This window comes from Nonlabens sp., assembly GCF_051251825.1.
Lineage (GTDB): Bacteria > Bacteroidota > Bacteroidia > Flavobacteriales > Flavobacteriaceae > Nonlabens.
The window spans coordinates 44,367-62,204 of the sequence record NZ_JBPOGG010000007.1 but is presented as its reverse complement, the minus strand read 5'-3'; the positions used below and the strand labels follow the sequence as shown (position 1 = coordinate 62,204).

The 17,838-nt window shown below is 38.2% G+C and carries 12 protein-coding genes and 1 tRNA gene; 2 read left to right on the top strand and 11 right to left on the bottom strand.

Going from position 1 to position 17,838, the window contains the following annotated elements; translation table 11 throughout:
• Positions 1–112: 112 nt before the first annotated feature.
• Positions 113–3,328, top strand: a complete 3,216-nt coding sequence (locus ACSHWW_RS10010; RefSeq protein ID WP_435682311.1) for an efflux RND transporter permease subunit — start codon at positions 113–115, stop codon at positions 3,326–3,328.
• An 11-nt stretch (positions 3,329–3,339) separates the two neighbouring features.
• A complete protein-coding gene (locus ACSHWW_RS10005; protein ID WP_435682310.1) occupies positions 3,340–3,552 on the top strand; it encodes a YgaP family membrane protein in 213 nt (70 codons plus the stop codon).
• Between the two features lie 83 nt (positions 3,553–3,635).
• On the opposite strand, the gene ACSHWW_RS10000 is transcribed toward ACSHWW_RS10005, so the two are convergent.
• The 11 genes from ACSHWW_RS10000 to ftsA all read right to left on the bottom strand — a co-directional run bounded on the left by ACSHWW_RS10000 (position 3,636) and on the right by ftsA (position 17,837).
• Positions 3,636–4,328 (bottom strand): VIT1/CCC1 transporter family protein, encoded by a 693-nt coding sequence (locus tag ACSHWW_RS10000; protein WP_435682309.1) that lies wholly within the window; start codon positions 4,326–4,328, stop codon positions 3,636–3,638.
• 168 nt (positions 4,329–4,496) lie between these two features.
• The gene (locus ACSHWW_RS09995) at positions 4,497–6,464 is read right to left on the bottom strand and encodes a heavy metal translocating P-type ATPase (RefSeq protein WP_435682308.1); all 1,968 of its coding nucleotides are present in this window, start codon (positions 6,462–6,464) and stop codon (positions 4,497–4,499) included.
• Positions 6,461–6,823 carry a DUF3703 domain-containing protein gene (locus tag ACSHWW_RS09990; protein WP_435682307.1) on the bottom strand — a complete coding sequence of 121 codons (363 nt, stop codon included), beginning with the start codon at positions 6,821–6,823 and terminating at the stop codon, positions 6,461–6,463. The genes ACSHWW_RS09995 and ACSHWW_RS09990 overlap by 4 nt, the downstream gene beginning before the upstream one ends.
• Before the next feature lie 53 nt (positions 6,824–6,876).
• Positions 6,877–7,293, bottom strand: coding sequence for a Fur family transcriptional regulator (locus ACSHWW_RS09985; RefSeq protein WP_435682306.1), 417 nt, complete (start codon positions 7,291–7,293; stop codon positions 6,877–6,879).
• A gap of 10 nt (positions 7,294–7,303) precedes the next feature.
• Complete coding sequence (locus ACSHWW_RS09980; RefSeq protein WP_435682305.1) at positions 7,304–8,527, bottom strand: efflux RND transporter periplasmic adaptor subunit; 1,224 nt, start codon at positions 8,525–8,527, stop codon at positions 7,304–7,306.
• A gap of 2 nt (positions 8,528–8,529) precedes the next feature.
• A complete protein-coding gene (locus ACSHWW_RS09975) occupies positions 8,530–12,927 on the bottom strand; it encodes a CusA/CzcA family heavy metal efflux RND transporter (RefSeq protein ID WP_435682304.1) in 4,398 nt (1,465 codons plus the stop codon).
• Positions 12,928–13,045: 118 nt separating this feature from the next.
• Positions 13,046–13,363: a DUF6660 family protein gene (locus ACSHWW_RS09970; RefSeq protein WP_435682303.1), complete on the bottom strand. Its 318-nt coding sequence runs from the start codon at positions 13,361–13,363 to the stop codon at positions 13,046–13,048.
• 245 nt (positions 13,364–13,608) lie between these two features.
• Positions 13,609–13,682, bottom strand: a tRNA-Arg gene (locus ACSHWW_RS09965).
• A gap of 38 nt (positions 13,683–13,720) precedes the next feature.
• Positions 13,721–14,167, bottom strand: a complete 447-nt coding sequence (locus tag ACSHWW_RS09960; RefSeq protein WP_435682302.1) for a GatB/YqeY domain-containing protein — start codon at positions 14,165–14,167, stop codon at positions 13,721–13,723.
• Positions 14,168–14,387: 220 nt separating this feature from the next.
• Entirely contained in the window at positions 14,388–16,391 is a 2,004-nt protein-coding gene (ftsZ, locus tag ACSHWW_RS09955; protein ID WP_435682301.1) for a cell division protein FtsZ, read from the bottom strand.
• 111 nt (positions 16,392–16,502) lie between these two features.
• Entirely contained in the window at positions 16,503–17,837 is a 1,335-nt protein-coding gene (gene ftsA / locus ACSHWW_RS09950) for a cell division protein FtsA (protein ID WP_435682300.1), read from the bottom strand.
• Between the last annotated feature and the right edge of the window lies 1 nt (position 17,838).

The window sequence follows — 17,838 nt, the reverse complement described above, 5'->3', positions numbered from 1 at the left end:
AGATGGTTTTCGTTTATGCGAAAAGTGCCTCAAAAAGATTGAAACGGATAGCCTGTTAAAACGCCCAAAACAATACAGATAATCTCGTTTGAGATACTAAAAATATAATGAAATGAAAGAAGGAATAGCAGGTAAGGTTGCCAAGGTCTTTATGAATTCAAAGCTTACGGTACTTTTGATGATCGTTTTTATGGTCATAGGAGTTTATGCTTCATTTTTAATACCTCGTGAAGAAGAGCCTCAAATAGATGTGCCTATGGCAGACATATTTGTGGGATATCCTGGCGCAAGCCCTACTGAGGTTGAGTCTCGTGTGATAAAACCACTAGAGCAACTTATCTCAAATATAAAAGGAGTAGAATATGTTTATTCTACGTCCATGAAAGAACAAGGAATGGTGATTGTCCAGTTTTATGTAGGCGAGGATATTGAGCGCAGTTTTGTAAAACTATATAATGAAATTAACAAGCACATGGACCAAATGCCTGAAGGTGTAACCATGCCGCTAGTTAAAACTCGTGCGATTGATGATGTTCCCATGCTGGGTTTAACTTTATGGAGCGAAAATTATGACGATTACCAGTTAAGCCAAATAGCACAAGAACTGGAAGCCGAAATCAAAAAAGTAAACGATGTAGCCATCACTCATAAAATAGGTGGAAGAGAACGTCAACTGCGTGTGGTGCTCGACAAAGAAAAACTTGCTGGTAGCGGTCTGGACTTCATGCAGGTTTCTAAAATGATAAAGGCAAATAATGCCCAACTGAGCGCTGGAACATTTGATAAAAATGATACTGAATTCATAGTAAACACGGGCAGTTTCCTAGCCAGTGTGAGAGATGTAGAAAATCTCGTGGTAGGTGTGCAACAAAATCAGCCCATATATTTAAAACAAGTCGCTCAAATTATAGACGGACCTGAGGTTCCACAAAGTTATGTGAGTCTAGGATTCGGTCAAGGAAGCGATAAGAAAGCAACTTTCTTATCAGAATATCCTGCGGTGACACTATCTGTAGCAAAAAGAAAAGGCGCCGATGCTATGAAAATAGCTGATGTTATTATTGCCAAAGTAGAACACCTGCGCAAAACTCTAATTCCAGATGATGTTCATGTAGAAATTACCCGAAATTATGGTGAAACAGCTTCTCAAAAAGTGTCTGAATTATTATTGCACCTCATAGGTTCTATTATTGCTGTGACTTTTGTAGTAATGCTTGCCATGGGATGGCGTGGTGGACTGGTGGTGTTTTTATCAGTTCCTATTACGTTTGCATTAACCTTGCTGAGCTATTACATGCTCGACTACACCTTGAATAGAATCACACTATTTGCACTCGTGTTTGTTACTGGAATAGTCGTGGATGATTCCATAATTATAGCAGAGAATATGCACCGGCATTTCAAGATGAAACGGCTGCCTTTTAAAGACGCCGCACTTTATGCTATTAATGAAGTAGGAAACCCTACCATTCTTGCTACGTTTACCGTAATTGCATCGGTATTACCTATGGCATTTGTATCTGGTTTAATGGGTCCATATATGGCACCTATGCCTATAGGTGCTTCTATCGCAATGATTCTATCACTCTTTGTAGCGTTGACGATTACACCTTATTTAGGGTTGATCTTTTTGAGAGAAAAAGAGAAAAGGAGTAGTAAAAATGGTGAGGATAACGCTTTCGCGAAAGCAGAGAAACCACTAGAAGAAACTCTTATCTATAGAGTTTATAACAAACTAGAACGTCCTCTTATAGAAAGTAGCGCAAAACGCTGGTTATTTTTAATCGGAACTTTTGTGGTGTTACTAGCTACCATGGGATTGTTTTTCACAAACTCAGTTGCTGTAAAAATGCTTCCATTTGATAATAAAAATGAGTTCCAAGTAGTCATAGACATGCCTGAAGGAACGACTCTGGAACGTACTGGTGTAGTTGCTCAAGAAATTGCGCAATACCTAGCCACGCGACCAGAGGTTGTGAATTATCAAAACTATGTAGGAACGTCTGCTCCTATTACTTTTAACGGCTTAGTACGCCACTACGACTTACGTGGTGGAAGTAACATGGCAGACATTCAAGTGAACCTGATCGATAAAGGGCAACGTACCGCTCAAAGTCACGATATAGCCAGTTTGCTGCGACCAGATATTCAAAAAATAGCCGCAAAATATAACGCAAACGTAAAACTGGTAGAAGTTCCACCAGGACCACCAGTACTATCCACCATAGTTGCAGAAATCTATGGACCAGATTATGAACAGCAAATTATTCTTGCATATGAGGTTCAAAACATCTTAAAAAACACAGATGATGTCGTGGATATAGACTGGATGGTAGAACACGACCAGACTGAATATCAATTTACGATTAATAAAGAAAAAGCAATGCTCTACGGAGTTGCACCACAGCAAATTGCATATACTATGCACTTAGCATTATCTAACAGACCTGTAACATACCTCTATGATGAAGATGCCGTGCAGCAAGTAGGACTGGTTCTCGCACTGGATGAAAAAGAAAAATCTACCGTACAGGATATTTCCCAATTGCGCGTAGCCTCAAATCAAGGCACGATGATTCCTATTGCAGATTTAGTAGATATAAGTGAGAGAACAAGCCCTAAAAGTATTTACCGTAAAAACCAAAAACGTGTGGTATATGTTATGGCAGACATGGCTGGAGAACTAGAAAGTCCTGCTTATGCGATTCTAGGAATGGAAGAAAAGTTAAAAGATATTTCTATGCCAGCAGGTTACACGGTAAATGAAATGTATCTAGGTCAACCCGATTTTGAAGATGATTATACCGTGAAATGGGATGGAGAATGGCAAATCACACTTGAGGTGTTTAGAGATTTGGGAATTGCTTTTGGCGGTGCACTTATCTTAATCTACATTCTTATTGTAGGATGGTTCCAAAATTTTAAAGCACCTATTGTCATGATGGTGGCGATACCGCTATCCCTAATAGGTATCATTTTAGGTCACTGGATGATGGGCGCATTTTTTACAGCAACTTCTTTTATAGGTATGATTGCCCTAGCTGGTATCATGGTACGGAACTCTGTACTCCTCATAGACTTTATCAATCTAAGAACTGAAGAAGGTGTTCCTCTCAAGCAAGCAGCCATAGAGGCTGGAGCAGTGCGTACTACTCCTATCCTACTTACCGCTGGAACAGTAGTGATAGGTGCATTTGTGATATTATTTGATCCTATTTTCCAAGGTCTCGCGATATCTCTTATGGGTGGAACAATCGTTTCTACGGTACTGACTTTACTAGTGGTCCCACTAGTATATTACATGATAGAAAAGAAAAATTATAAATAAAAAAGAATATTATGCTTAATACATATTTCAGAATTATCGTGGGGTTTATGGTGCTACTTAGTGTGGTGCTTACCGTTTATGTAAGTCCACACTGGATGTGGTTTACAGTCTTTATAGGAGTTAATTTAATCCAGTCTGCATTTACCAAGTGGTGTTTACTGGAGACTATTTTACAAAAACTAGGCATCAAGAAAGAAGGATCTTCTAGCTGTTCTGTAAAATAATTCAGTTAGCAAATTAGTAATTCTAGTGACTAGGATTCACCGTTTTTTTAACATAATCCTTTAGCTAGAATTACATTATGTATTTAAGCCAAGTTCACACCAAACAAATATCCTATCAACGCAGTTGCTCCCATGGCGAGAGTTCCCCATAAGGTAATTCTTAGAACGGCTTTGAGTATATTAGAACCACCAGCACGAGCGGCAACTATTCCTAAAACAACTAGAAACAATATCGCAAACACATACTGCGTATATTCCATAGTTTTCAATGGTGCTAGATAAGCCACTAATACAGGTAAAAACCCACCAATCGTAAACGCAATTGCCGATGAGAATGCCGCTTGCAACGGTTTTGCCTCAGTCATTTCATGGATTCCTAATTCATCTCTAGCATGAGCTCCAAGAGCGTCATGAGCAGTTAATTGTTTTGCTACTTCCAGAGCTGTTTCTGGTGTTAATCCTCGTTCTTCATAAATCTTTGCCAGCTCGATAAGTTCTTCCTCTGGCATATCAATGAGTTCTTGCCGTTCTCTTTCTAGATCTGATTTCTCAATATCTGTTTGTGAACTTACAGAAACATACTCACCAGCTGCCATGGATAATGCTCCTGCGACTAAACCAGCCACTCCAGCAAGTAAAATAGGTTCTCTAGTACTACTAGCAGCGGCAACTCCTATGATAATACTGGCTGTTGAAAGTATTCCATCATTTGCGCCCAGTACGGCAGCTCTTAACCATCCACTGCGATTGATATAATGTCTTTCTTGATCTTGCATAATTAAAGTAGATGATTATTTGATCCTGCGTTCAATGATATTAGTTCCATTCTTACAGGCATTGTACTTTAGTGACCTCGAAGAGACAGAGTTCAAACTTTTTGAATGATGATATTAACTTAATTCTCTCAAAATCAATGATTATGAATAATGCTTCCTCGCAAAGATTTAACCCCACTTCATCTTCTGTAATCTAACAGCATTTAAAATTGCAAGCAAGGCAACACCTACATCTGCAAAAACGGCTTCCCACATTGTGGCTAGTCCACCAGCTCCTAAAATGAGAACTATAATTTTTACGCCAAAGGCTAGAACAATATTTTGCCAAACAATACTTCTGGTAGAACGTCCTATTTTTATGGAGCGCGCAATCTTTGAAGGTTGGTCATTTTGAATAATAACATCTGCAGTTTCTATAGCGACGTCACTTCCTAGACCACCCATTGCCATACCAACATCACTTGCTGCCAAAACTGGTGCATCGTTGATACCATCTCCTATAAAAGCGACTTTTGTATCCGGTTGTGCTTTAAGCTTTTCTACTTCGTTAAGCTTATCTTCTGGCAACAAACCACCTTTTGCCCAATCAATGCCTAATTCTTTAGCAACCTGTTGGGTAATTGAATCCTTATCGCCAGAGAGCATTATAATTTTTGAAATTCCAGATTCCCTGATCTGTTTAATCGCTTGATGGGCATCTTCCTTCAGTTCATCGGCAATGGTAACATAGCCAGCAAATTTGCCATCGATACCCACCATCACGATGGACTCAATAATGCTATCGGTTTCAGCAGGAACATCTATGCTATTTGAAGTCATCAATGCTTTATTTCCTACCAAAACGGTTTTCCCATTTACACTTCCTTTTAATCCCTTACCAGCAATTTCAGATACTTCTGTAGCTTCATAGTCGGCACCTTCGGCTTTGTATTCCATTATGGCTTTGGCGATGGGATGTGTGGATTGCTCTTCCATTGCCATTAGGTATTTCATAAAGTCCGCTTTCGCGAAAGCGGAATCATTTACAACTTCCTTAATTTTAAAAACACCTTTTGTAACTGTACCTGTTTTGTCCATTACTACGGTATTTACCTTGGTCATCGCATCCAAAAATGATGCACCTTTAAACAGGATTCCGTTGCGAGATGCAGCACCCAATCCACCGAAATATCCCAGCGGAATAGAGATTACCAATGCACAAGGACAAGAGATTACAAGAAAGATTAAAGCTCGATATAACCAATCTCTAAAAACGTAATCATCTACAAAAAAGTAAGGAAGTAATGTGAGACCTACCGCTAAGAAAACTACAATAGGCGTATAAACGCGAGCAAATTTTCTAATAAATAATTCAGTTTTAGATTTACGAGCTGTGGCATTCTGTACCATATCTAGAATACGCGCAATAGAACTGTCCTTAAATTCTTTAGTGGTTTCCATCTCAATGACACCGTCCAGATTGATACTTCCAGCATATACAGACGCACCTTTTTGAACGGTATCTGGTTTGCTTTCGCCGGTAAGCGCAGCGGTATTAAAGGAACCTTTATCTGAAAGTAATATTCCGTCAAGAGGTACTTTTTCACCTACACGCACCTGGATTTTTTCACCTATTTCTACCGTTTCAGGATCTACAGAAATAAAATTGCCATTGCGATGGACCAGTGCTTCATTAGGTCGCACATCTAGCAGTGCTTTTATATTTCCTTTGGCACGATTTACCGCGGCTGCCTGAAATAATTCACCTACAGCGTAAAAAAGCATCACTGCCACACCTTCTGGATATTCACCTATGGCAAATGCGCCCAAAGTTGCGATGGACATTAATAAAAATTCTGTAAAAAAGTCTCCATTTTTGATACTGTTCCATCCTTCTTTAATTACTGGAAAGCCAACAGGGATATACGCCACTGTATACCATACAATTCTCACCCATCCTTTGAAAAATGGTAAAGCGTCAAAATAATCAACTCCAATACCTATCATAAGCATTACAAAGCTGAATATCGCAGGTACATAGGTCTTGAATTTTGAAACACTTTCTGGACTACTATGATTGTGACCATCATCGTGGCTGTGCTCTCCTGAATGTTTCTGCGCGTCTATATCTCTTAAGTTTAATTTTTTCTTTTTCATTTAATATTGAATAAGTTAATTATGTCATTTGGTATAGGCATACGTTTTAATGGTGGCACATTTGAACCTCCTGTATTTCCTAGTGGCACGTGATTAATAAACGACTTCCAACCACCAACGATTAATCTAATTATTTGACCAAATACTTCTTTAGTATTTTTCTGCATAAACCCAAATTTCAACATTAACAAATGTGAATAGGTATGCTCAATTGGATACGATTGACCTATAATATGACTCCTTTCTAAATGATACCAAGCAATTGCAAATTGTTCCATTACCAAATTATTGCGGTACAACTCTAATTCTTTACTATATGCCTGTTTTAGATGTTTTGGTATTTTAATATTAAACCTCATATCCATTGATTTTGGATAAAAGTAGTTTAATAACTAGTGCAATGGAAGTGCATTTATTGACCACTGCATTTGTCGCATATACCTTTTACGACTAGGTTTACATTTTCTGAAACAAACCCATCAGGCACTTTTATTTGAGGGATTTTATGTTCCGTAAGACACACCGTTTCGTTGCAATTGTTACAATGAAAATGCAAGTGTAAATCTTGTTCAATCTCACAGTTGCAGCCACTTTCGCATAGAGCATATTTTGAAATGCCTGTACCATCATCTATTTGATGCACAATTTTCTTTTCTTCAAAGGTTTTGAGTGTGCGATATAGTGTGGTGCGTTCTGCTTTCGCGAAAGCGGACTCAATATCTGTTAACGCTACTGCGATTTCCTTTTCTGCCAAGTACTTATAAATCAAAATGCGCATCGCCGTAGGACGGACTTGATGATTTTCTAATGTTTTTTCTATTTCTGTCATTTGATAGTTTTTAATGGCTATGTTCTGCTTCTCCTTTTTTCATTTCGGCCATTATGTAATAGGCATTATTCATAGCATATTGCTCGTCTTTTTTATTGGTTTTCAGAAAGCTAACTGCTATCCAATCTCCATCTTTAGCTCCTGTTATAATCTCTACAGGGACAAAGCTCCAGTCATCACCTTCTTTTATAGCTTTGAAAACAAAAGCTTTTTCTCCTTCAATAGATATCGCACTTTCTGGAAATGCCATAGTAGTTGAATTATCCGTTTGAATACGTCCTTGAATATACATTCCAGGAATAAGGTTTCCAGCCTTGTTTTCTATTTCTGCGTGCACGTGCAGTGCTTTTGGGTTTTCCTCAAAAGTTTTGCTTATCGAGTAAATTTCTGCTGTTAGTTGCTTTCCAGGGATGGATTGAACGTTGAACGTTACTTTTTGTCCTTTCTCAATTTTATAGACATCTTTTTCAAAAACCATCAGATCTGCGTGAACGTGATGCGTGTTTACTATGTCCATTAAGTCTGTTTGTGGTTCTACATACTGACCAGTTTTGATTTCTACTTTTTGCACAAATCCTTCAATGGGACTGCGTAGCGCTACACGCTGATAAATCGTTCCATTTCTGACACCAGAAGCGTTAATATTAAGTTGCTTTAATTGCGCTTCAAGTCCATTTACCATCGCAAGCGAGGCTTTATATTCAGCTTCTGCGCTTTGAAAGTTAGCACCGCTACCTACACCAGCATCATAAAGGGTTTTCTGTCTATCGAATGATTTTTTTAGAAACTGACTATTGCTATATGCGTTAAGATACATCGTTTGTTTCTCAATAATAGTAGGATGCGATATGTAAGCAACAGCTTGCCCTTTCTTAACTTCATCTCCTTCTATAACTTCGATAGAAACAACATTTGCTCCTATTACAGTTGTAATGGTTGCCTCATTTTGTGGTGGCACTTCTAGCCGTCCATTAGCCTCTACATAACCACTCATACTGCGCGTTTGTAATGTATCTATAGACATTTGCAAGGCTTCGTACTGTCTTGCAGTTAACATTACTTCTTCGCCTTCAGCGTGATTTTCTTCATTATGTTCACCATCGCTATGTTTAGATTCAGATTCCGAATGCTCATCACCCTTTTTAGACGTTTCATTTTTTGTGTCTCCACAAGCTGTCATTGTTATAACGAGCAATAACAGCCCAATCCATTTATTTGTTTTTAAGTTTTTCATTTTTATAGGGTATAATATTCAAGTTTGAATAATGCGGTTAAATACTGGTCTAATGCTTCTAGCGCGTCCATTTCTGTTTGGATAGCATCACGAATAATCTGAGTAAATGCAGCATAATCTACCGCGCCTTCCCGATAGGCTAGTAATGCTCCTTTACGTTGCTCTTGTGCAAGTGGTAAGGATTCATTTTTGTAAAATTGCCACGCTTCTTCCCACTTTTGATAGGCCTGTACCGCTTGTTGATATTCCGATTCAATCTGCCGCTCTTTAAAATCAGCATTAGCGGTAACGATTTGGCTTTCAATTTTTACAGCATTAGCTCGACTTTTATCAGAACCTGAAAAAAGAGGTATTGAAATACCTGCTTGATAGGTGTAAAATCCACTATTTCCATTTACTTGCTGTATGCCACCTTGTAAATTAAATGTAGGTAACAAGTTTGCTCGTGCTACATCATAATTAGCTTCGGCTTCTTCTACACGCTTCCGCGAAAGCAATAGTTCTGGATGCTGACTTACATTCTTATTTAAATAGGAACCAAGGACATTAGATTGATAGTCATCGGGCACTGTATAAATAATCTCTGAACCTAACCAGAGATTTAATTTCTGTAATGCTATGGTATAATCTCGTTGCGCTTGTTGATACTTATTTTTAATTTGCAATGCCTGATTTTTTGCAGAGGCAAATTCTAATCGTGAGATGGCCTCTACTTCCAGATTAAGTTGGACTGCTTTTGAAAACTGACTATAAATAGAGTCTAGTTCCTTATAGAGTTTCATCTTACGTTTTTGCTGAAAAGCTTCTGACCACGCATTTTTTACTTCTTGAGTAACCTGAAGCTCTGTAAGATTATAAGCGGCTTCAGCGAGTGCAATACGTTGTTTTTGCAATCGCTTTTTTGCACCAATACCAAGTAAGTCAATATTCTGCTGTCCGATTCCTATTAAGGTATAAATTCCCTGACCATTTGCTATTTCTTCTCCACCAGTGAAAAATTGCGTGTTTCCCAAATCATATGCACTAGCTTTGAGTACATTTTGGCGTTCTATTTCTAGTTTACCAGTTTGCAATGAAGGGTAGTTCTGTTTTGCCAATGTTACTGCGCTATCTAAAACAATCTCTGGATAGTTTTCTCGCTGTATAATAGTTGTATCCGTTCTACTCGTCACTTCTTGCGCTTTTGCACTTGGTATGATAAACAATAAACAGACAACTGCTGTGGCAGTTACATAGTGTGGATTAAGCTTCAATTTGCGTTCCGAACGCTTTTCTACCCATTGATAGAAAATAGGAAGAATAAACAGTGTAAGTAAGGTAGAGGTTAATAATCCACCTATAACTACGGTTGCTAGTGGTCGCTGCACTTCTGCACCAGCAGATGATGATATGGCCATAGGCAAAAACCCAAGGATGTCTGTCAATGCGGTAAGCATAATAGGTCGTATTCTACGCTTTGTACCTTCTACAATCCTGTCTCTTAAATTAGTGATGCCTTCTTCTTTAAGCTCATTAAGACCGCTTATCATAACAAGTCCATTAAGAACCGCAACTCCAAAGAGCACAATAAAACCAACACCTGCAGATATACTAAATGGCATATCACGTAACCATAGGGCAAACACACCACCAATAGTTGCCATAGGAATTGCGAGATAAATCATTAAAGTCTGTGGAAATGATTTTAATGCAAAATAGATAAGAATAAAAATGAGTAAGAGTGCAATAGGCACAACAGTTTGTAAGCGATTGCTAGCGCGTTCTAAATTTTCAAATGCACCGCCATAGCGCAAGAAATAGCCAGGAGGCAATTCAAATTGCTCATCCAGTCTTACTTGTATATCCTCTACAACAGATTTTACATCGCGACCTCTAATATTTATACCTACATACGTTCTTCTATTTGTATTATCACGACTTATTTGCATAGGTCCAGGTTCATAAGAAACGTTTGCCACTTCCTTTAAGGGGATTTGAACTCCTGAAGGCAAATTGATAAATAGGTTTTGAATGTCATTGATGCTTGTCCTGTTTTCTGCTTTTAACCGCACAACAAGGTCAAATCTTTTCTCTCCTTCAAATATTACACCAGCTTTGCCACCAGCAAATGAGGCTTGAACCACACTATTAAGCTGATTGATGTCAAGCCCATATTGTGCCAGTTTATTGCGATTGTAGTTTACAGTGATTTGAGGCAAACCGTCTATCGCTTCCACCTTCATATCTGCCACACCAGGAACGCTTGCAATAATTTTGCCCATCTCTTCAGCTTTGCTTGCTAATATATCTAGGTCTTCACCAAAAAGCTTTATTGCAACATCTTCACGCACTCCTGTGAGCAGTTCATTAAATCGCATTTCTATAGGTTGAGTGAATTCAAAATTCACACCAGGCACAATGCTTACAGCTTCCTTCATTTTGTCCAGCAATTCTTCTTTTGAACTAGCAGATGTCCACTCATCACTAGGTTTTAAAATCACAAATACGTCTGCAATGTCCATAGGCATTGGGTCTGTAGGCACATCTGCAACACCTATACGACTTATAATGGTTTTTACCTCTGGAAACTCAGATTTTACAATACGTTCAATCTTTGTTGTGGTTTCGATAGTTTCAGTAAGTGAACTTCCCGGTTTTAAAATAGCGTGAAATGCTAAATCACCTTCATCTAATTGTGGTATAAATTCTCCACCCATTCTTGTAAAGGCAAAAATGGCAACCGCAAAAAGTGCAACAGCAACACTTACAATTATCTTTCCTTTGCTAAGGGATTTAGTGAGAAGCGGTTCGTACTTACGTTCTACCCAATGGACTAATTTATCTCCGTATGATTTTTTATCGTTCTTAGGCACTCGTAAGAATAATGCCGAAACCATTGGGACATAAGTAAGACACAATATCATTGCACCGATCATTGCAAAAATGAATGTGAGCGCCATAGGTTGAAACATTTTACCTTCAACTCCTTCTAGAGCTAGAATAGGAAGAAATACAATAAGTATAATGAGCTGACCAAAAAAGGCCGCATTCATCATTTTTTTGGATGCCTTTGCAGCTATTTCGTCATTAAGTGATTTTCTGTTTTCCGCTTTCGCGAAAGCGTTACTCTTATCAACTTCTTGTTTTTTAACGATGTAGGAATACATCAAGAAAACTGTGGCTTCTACAATAATTACAGAGCCATCTACAATGATTCCAAAATCGATAGCACCTAAGCTCATTAAGTTTGCCCATACATCAAAAACGTTCATCAAAATGAATGCAAAAAGAAGAGATAGCGGAATGGTAGAGGCTACAATAAGACCACCACGCCAGTTTCCTAGTAAGAGAACTAAAACAAAAATGACTATTAAACCACCTTCCAGTAAATTACCAGTTACCGTTCCAGTAGTCTCTGCAATTAACTCACTTCGGTCTAGAAAGGGAACAATGCTCACGCCTTCTGGTAGAGATTTTTGAATTTGCTCCATTCGAGTCTTCACATTCTCAATAACCTCGTTAGAATTTGCTCCTTTAAGCATTAGAATCATTCCACCTACGGCTTCGCCTTTACCGTCCTTAGTTAGTGCACCATAACGTACAGCGCTTCCTATATTTACAGTCCCAACATCCTTAACTTTAATTGGAATACCGTTTATGGTTTTTACAACCATATTCTCGATGTCAGAAGTAGTTCTTGCTAGACCTTCGCCACGTATAAAGTTTGCTTGATGATTACGCTCTATATAAGCGCCACCAGTATTTTGATTGTTGTTTTCTAAGGCAGAAAAGACGTCAGAAATTGTGATACCTATGGCACGGAGCTCATTAGGATCTACAGCCACCTCATATTGCTTTTGATTACCACCAAAGGCATTGACTTCTACCACACCTGGCACCATAGACATCTGGCGACGTACAATCCAGTCTTGCATCGTACGCAGTTCTGTTGCGGTATATGTATCACGCATTTTATCATCTACCTCAAGGGTATATTGATAAATCTCTCCTAATCCAGTAGATATAGGCCCCATAGCTGGTTCTCCAAATCCTGCTGGTATTTGTTCTTGTACTTCGGGCAGTTTTTCGGCAACTAACTGTCGTGGTAAATAGGTGCCAATATCGTCATCGAATACGATAGTAACTACTGATAGCCCAAAACGAGACACAGAGCGTATCTCTTGAACGTTAGGCAAATTACTCATCGCAATTTCGACAGGATAGGTTACAAATTGCTCTATATCTTCTGTCCCTAGATTAGGTGATTGAGTGATTACCTGTACTTGGTTATTTGTAATATCGGGCACAGCATCAATAGGTACTTGTGTCATACTCCATATACCTGCACCGATAAGTGCAAATGTGAGTAACCCAATAATAAATTTATTATTGATTGAAAAATCAATGATTTTATTAATCATTTAATTGTGGTATTAATTCAGTTAATAAATGGGTGTACGCTTTCGCGAAAGCGAAAACAAATAATATCTCCCAAAGGGAAACATTACAACAGGATATAGCTATCCTATAAAAACTGAATTATGCCCGTGGTGGTTGGAATAGGGAAAGGGAAATATCCTTGCCTATACTGTCAAAATAAACCGTAGAAAGTTTATAGTCTGCTGGATGGTAAAGGTCTAAGACATTTAACCCAAAATCCAACGTGTGAACGTGACAGCAGTGACAATGACAAAAAGGGGAACACATATCAAGTAGATTGTGGTCGTGATCGCCTGTATCACTTTGTGAAAATTCTATTTGCGTGCTATCCTCAGAAGAGTCAACATTTGCATCACTGCAAGGCGCAAAATTGAGCGCGAGCAGATAAAATGAGAATATGAGAGTAAAAATTTTCACAATACAAATATAACAGAATTATAATGCAACTGGATTGCATTTTAGCATACTTAGATTTCTGTGAATCTGCATTTAGTTTTCAAATTGAATTTAGTGCTCAAAAAAAGTGACAATTGATTATTTAATTTACAGTAAGTTCAAACTTTTAAAACGTTAAATATCAAATAAATATGCATTTATTATAAATCGAGGTAGAATAAAAAAACGCTTTAAACATTTAGTTTAAAGCGTTTTAAATAAAATTGTGACTACGACAGGATTCAAACCTGTGACCGCTGGAGCCGAAATCCAGTGCTCTATTCAGCTGAGCTACGTAGCCATTATTTCTGTAAAGACAGAAATCTTTATTGGTATTACTTAACCTAGCTGTGCTTTAACAATTGTACTGATTGTTCTACCATCTGCTTTACCAGCGAGTTGCTGGTTTGCCATTCCCATGACTTTACCCATATCTTTCATTCCTGCAGCACCTGTTTGTGCAATTATAGCAGTGATTACTTTGGTGATTTCTTCTTCACTTAATTGTTCAGGTAAGAACTGTTCTAGAACAGCTGCTTGTGCAAGTTCTGGCTCAGAAAGGTCTTCTCTATTTTGTTCTGTAAAAATGCGAGCGCTATCCTTGCGTTGTTTTACTAATTTTTGAACTAGTTTAATTTCATCTTCACTAGATAACTCGCCACTATCACCCGATGTTTTAGCGAGTAAAATTTCGCTTTTAACGGCACGTAACGCGGCAAGTGCAGTTTGATCTTTAGCTTTCATGGCTTCTTTCATAGCCGTCATGATATCTTTTTCTAAACTCATAGCTTTTCTTCTTTAGGAGGATAAAAATAGACAAAAGACTGCTGCGCTCAAAGATTAAAGACAAAAGACCATTTTAAAACATAGAGACTGCCAGCATCCACTTCTTTAAACCTAAAATGCCATGTATGGCACAACTAACTAGCCATAAAATTATGCATAAAAAAACCCGAATTCTATTTAAAGAAAATCGGGTTTATCACTCTTAGGGGAAAGCAATACTTTAATCTACATTATCATGTAAAAATGAGTTGTTTTTAGTACGTAGCTGTATTTCATCATTCTCGTCTGTAGAAAGAGTTGTTCTTGAACGGTCAGACTCGCTAGGCAAGTCGTCTAGTTGTACTCCATGACGTTCAAAGGCTGGTTTTCTTTCAATCTCTTCCATGCGATGAGAATTCTTGAATTTGAAATTGTAAGCGTGTAATTTACGCTTGCGTTCCTCAGCATTTTTGATAAGAACTTCATTAATAGGTAAATCTGTTAAATCTACGTTTTCAGAAATATCTTCGGCTACCTCTACTTGTAGTAATGGCTCTGTAGGCTCTGTTTTTGTGATGAGTTGTATTTCATCTTCGGCCACTTGAATAGGTTGTTGACTCATAGGTTTTGCCTGGTTCATCGTTTCTTCCACTTCCATGTAATCATCAAGTGAGTATTTAGTCACACCTTCTGGAGAAACATCAGTTACAGGAATTACGTTAATAGGATCATGCACCTCGATATCTTCTAGATTATGTACAACAGGAGCAGTTTCTTCTTCAGTTGTTTGTGAAATAGGCATATCAAAGTCCAATAAAAATTGGTCTTCTTCCTCTTCTTCTACCACTTCGATTTCCATGATGGAAACTTCAGGTTGTTCATCTCTTATAACAAATGCTTCAGGTTGTACTTTATCTAGCACTTCTTCATACACTACGTTCAAGTTTGTTATAAACTCTGTTGTAGGAATTAACATGTTTTCTTCTTTCACAGCTGGCATCATTGGTTCTGGCTCTTCTTCACCTAAACTGTGTATGATTTTTAAAGGTTCTGCTGGCTCTGTTGCCTCGATTTGTTGTGGTGAATCCGCTTTCGCGAAAGCGTTATCAACACCATTATCTCCTTCTTCCTCATCTCCTAGATCCATGATAATCTTACCTGGAATAGCTTGAGCAGATTCTTCCAAAACTGCGCTAGCACGTTGCTCATCTTCCAGCGTGTGGATGATGCGCTTAGCCTCAGTGTTTGAAATATCGTTTTGCTGCTCTTTATTAAATCCCGTAGCAATTACCGTTACAGCGATAGCATCACCTAGTGACTCGTCCTCACCTACACCCATAATGATGTTTGCGCCACCACCAGCTTCTACCTGAATCAAGTCGTTTATTTCACCTATTTCATCAATAGTAATTTCCTCTGATCCTGAAACGATGAGTAGCAATACATTCTTTGCTCCTGTGATCTTATTATCATTCAATAAAGGTGAATCAAGTGCCTTAATAATACCTTCCTGCGCACGATTTGCACCGGTAGCTTGAGCACTTCCCATAATGGCAGTACCTGAATTAGAAAGCACCGTTTTTGCATCACGTAAGTCAATGTTTTGTGTGTAGTGATGTGTGATCACCTCAGCAATACCACGTGAGGCCGTAGCAAGAACCTCATCAGCTTTTGAGAATCCAGCTTTGAAACCTAAGTTTCCATACACTTCTCTAAGCTTGTTATTATTTATGATAATTAATGAGTCCACTTGTGAACGGAATTTCTCAATTCCCAGCTGTGCTTGCTCGTTACGTACTTTACCTTCAAAGTTAAATGGAGTGGTCACGATTCCCACGGTTAGAATATCTAAGTCACGAGAAACTTGGGCAATCACTGGCGCAGCACCAGTTCCTGTTCCTCCACCCATTCCAGCGGTGATAAAAACCATTTTAGTATTAGTATCCAGCATAGCGCGTATTTCCTCGATACTTTCTTTGGCAGCAAGCTCACCTACATCTGGATTTGCTCCAGCTCCTAATCCTTCAGTAAGAGATACTCCTAGCTGAATTTTATTAGGTACCGGACTGTTATCTAGCGCTTGTGAGTCTGTATTACATATCACAAAATCTACTCCTTTAATTCCTTGCTGGAACATGTGTTTAATGGCATTGCTACCACCACCACCTACACCAATTACTTTTATCACGTTTGACTTATTTAATGGTAAATCAAATGCTATATCGTTAAAATCTTCATTACTCATATCGCTGCTACTTTATATGGTTTAAGTACTCTTTTATTCTTTTATATCTTAAATCATTTACTAAACTTCTATATTTTAAGTTTCGATTTAGATTTATTTTTATTTTTATTTTTACTCTGCCTGGTCTAAAAAGTCTTTTAGTTTAGTAGTCCAGTTTTCAAAAAAGCCTCTTTTCTTCTCTTCTTCGGCGGCTTTTTCTTCTTGTTCTTGAGCAGTTTCAGGCTCAGCTGCTGATTCTTCAACAACTTCTTCTACAGGTTGCTCTTCTAATTGTTCATCTAGATAGCTATCTTCTAATCCTTTCATTACTAATCCTACTGCGGTTGCAAATACTGGACTTGTACTCTCAGCATCACTATCTCCTGCAAGATGCTCATTAGGATAGCCTATACGACTAGGCATTCCAGTTACATATTCAGCTAGTTGCTTGATATGCTTTAACTGGCTACCACCGCCTGTAAGCACTACTCCAGCAATTAATTGCTTTTTAGGATCTTCATGTCCGTAATTTTTAATCTCTACAAAAACAGTTTCTAGGATTTCAATAACACGAGCATGTATAATCTTACTTAGATTCTTTAAGGTAATTTCCTTAGGCTCACGACCACGCAATCCTGGTATGGAAACAATCTCATTCTCTTTATTTTCACCTGGCCATGCGCTACCAAATTTTGTTTTCAATAACTCGGCTTGCTTTTCAATAATTGAGCAACCAGCTTTAATATCATCAGTAATGATATTTCCACCTTGAGCAATTACTGCTGTATGACGTATGATTCCATCTTTAAAAATGGCCAAATCTGTTGTTCCACCACCTATATCGATAAGTGCAACACCAGCTTCTTTTTCCTCTTGACTCAATACAGCGTCTGCACTGGCAAGTGGTTCAAGAGTTATTTTCTTTAAATCAAGATCAGCACTTTTTACACAACGGTAAATATTTTTAATGGATGCTACTTGACCTACTACTACATGGAAGTTTGCCTCAAGACGACCACCATACATTCCTATGGGTTCTGTAATCTCAATCTGTCCATCAATTTTATACTCTTGTGGTAATACATGAATAATTTCCTCACCTGGAAGCATTACTAACTTGTGAACTTGTCCACAAAGAAGATCGATATCCTTTTGATTGATAACTTCTTCAGAATTTCCTCTCGTGATGTAATCGCTATGTTGTAAACTACGTATGTGTTGCCCTGCAATACCTACGGTAACCTCTTTTATTTTTATACCACTGACAGCCTCAGCCTGATCAACGGCTTGTTGAATAGACTGAATAGTTTGAGTGATGTTATTTACTACACCTCTATGAACACCAAGGCTCTTAGATCTTCCTACTCCTAGGATTTCAAGTTTGCCGTATTCATTTTTACGACCTATCATAGCCACGATCTTTGTGGTTCCTATGTCTAGTCCAACTGCATATTCTTGTAGATCCATT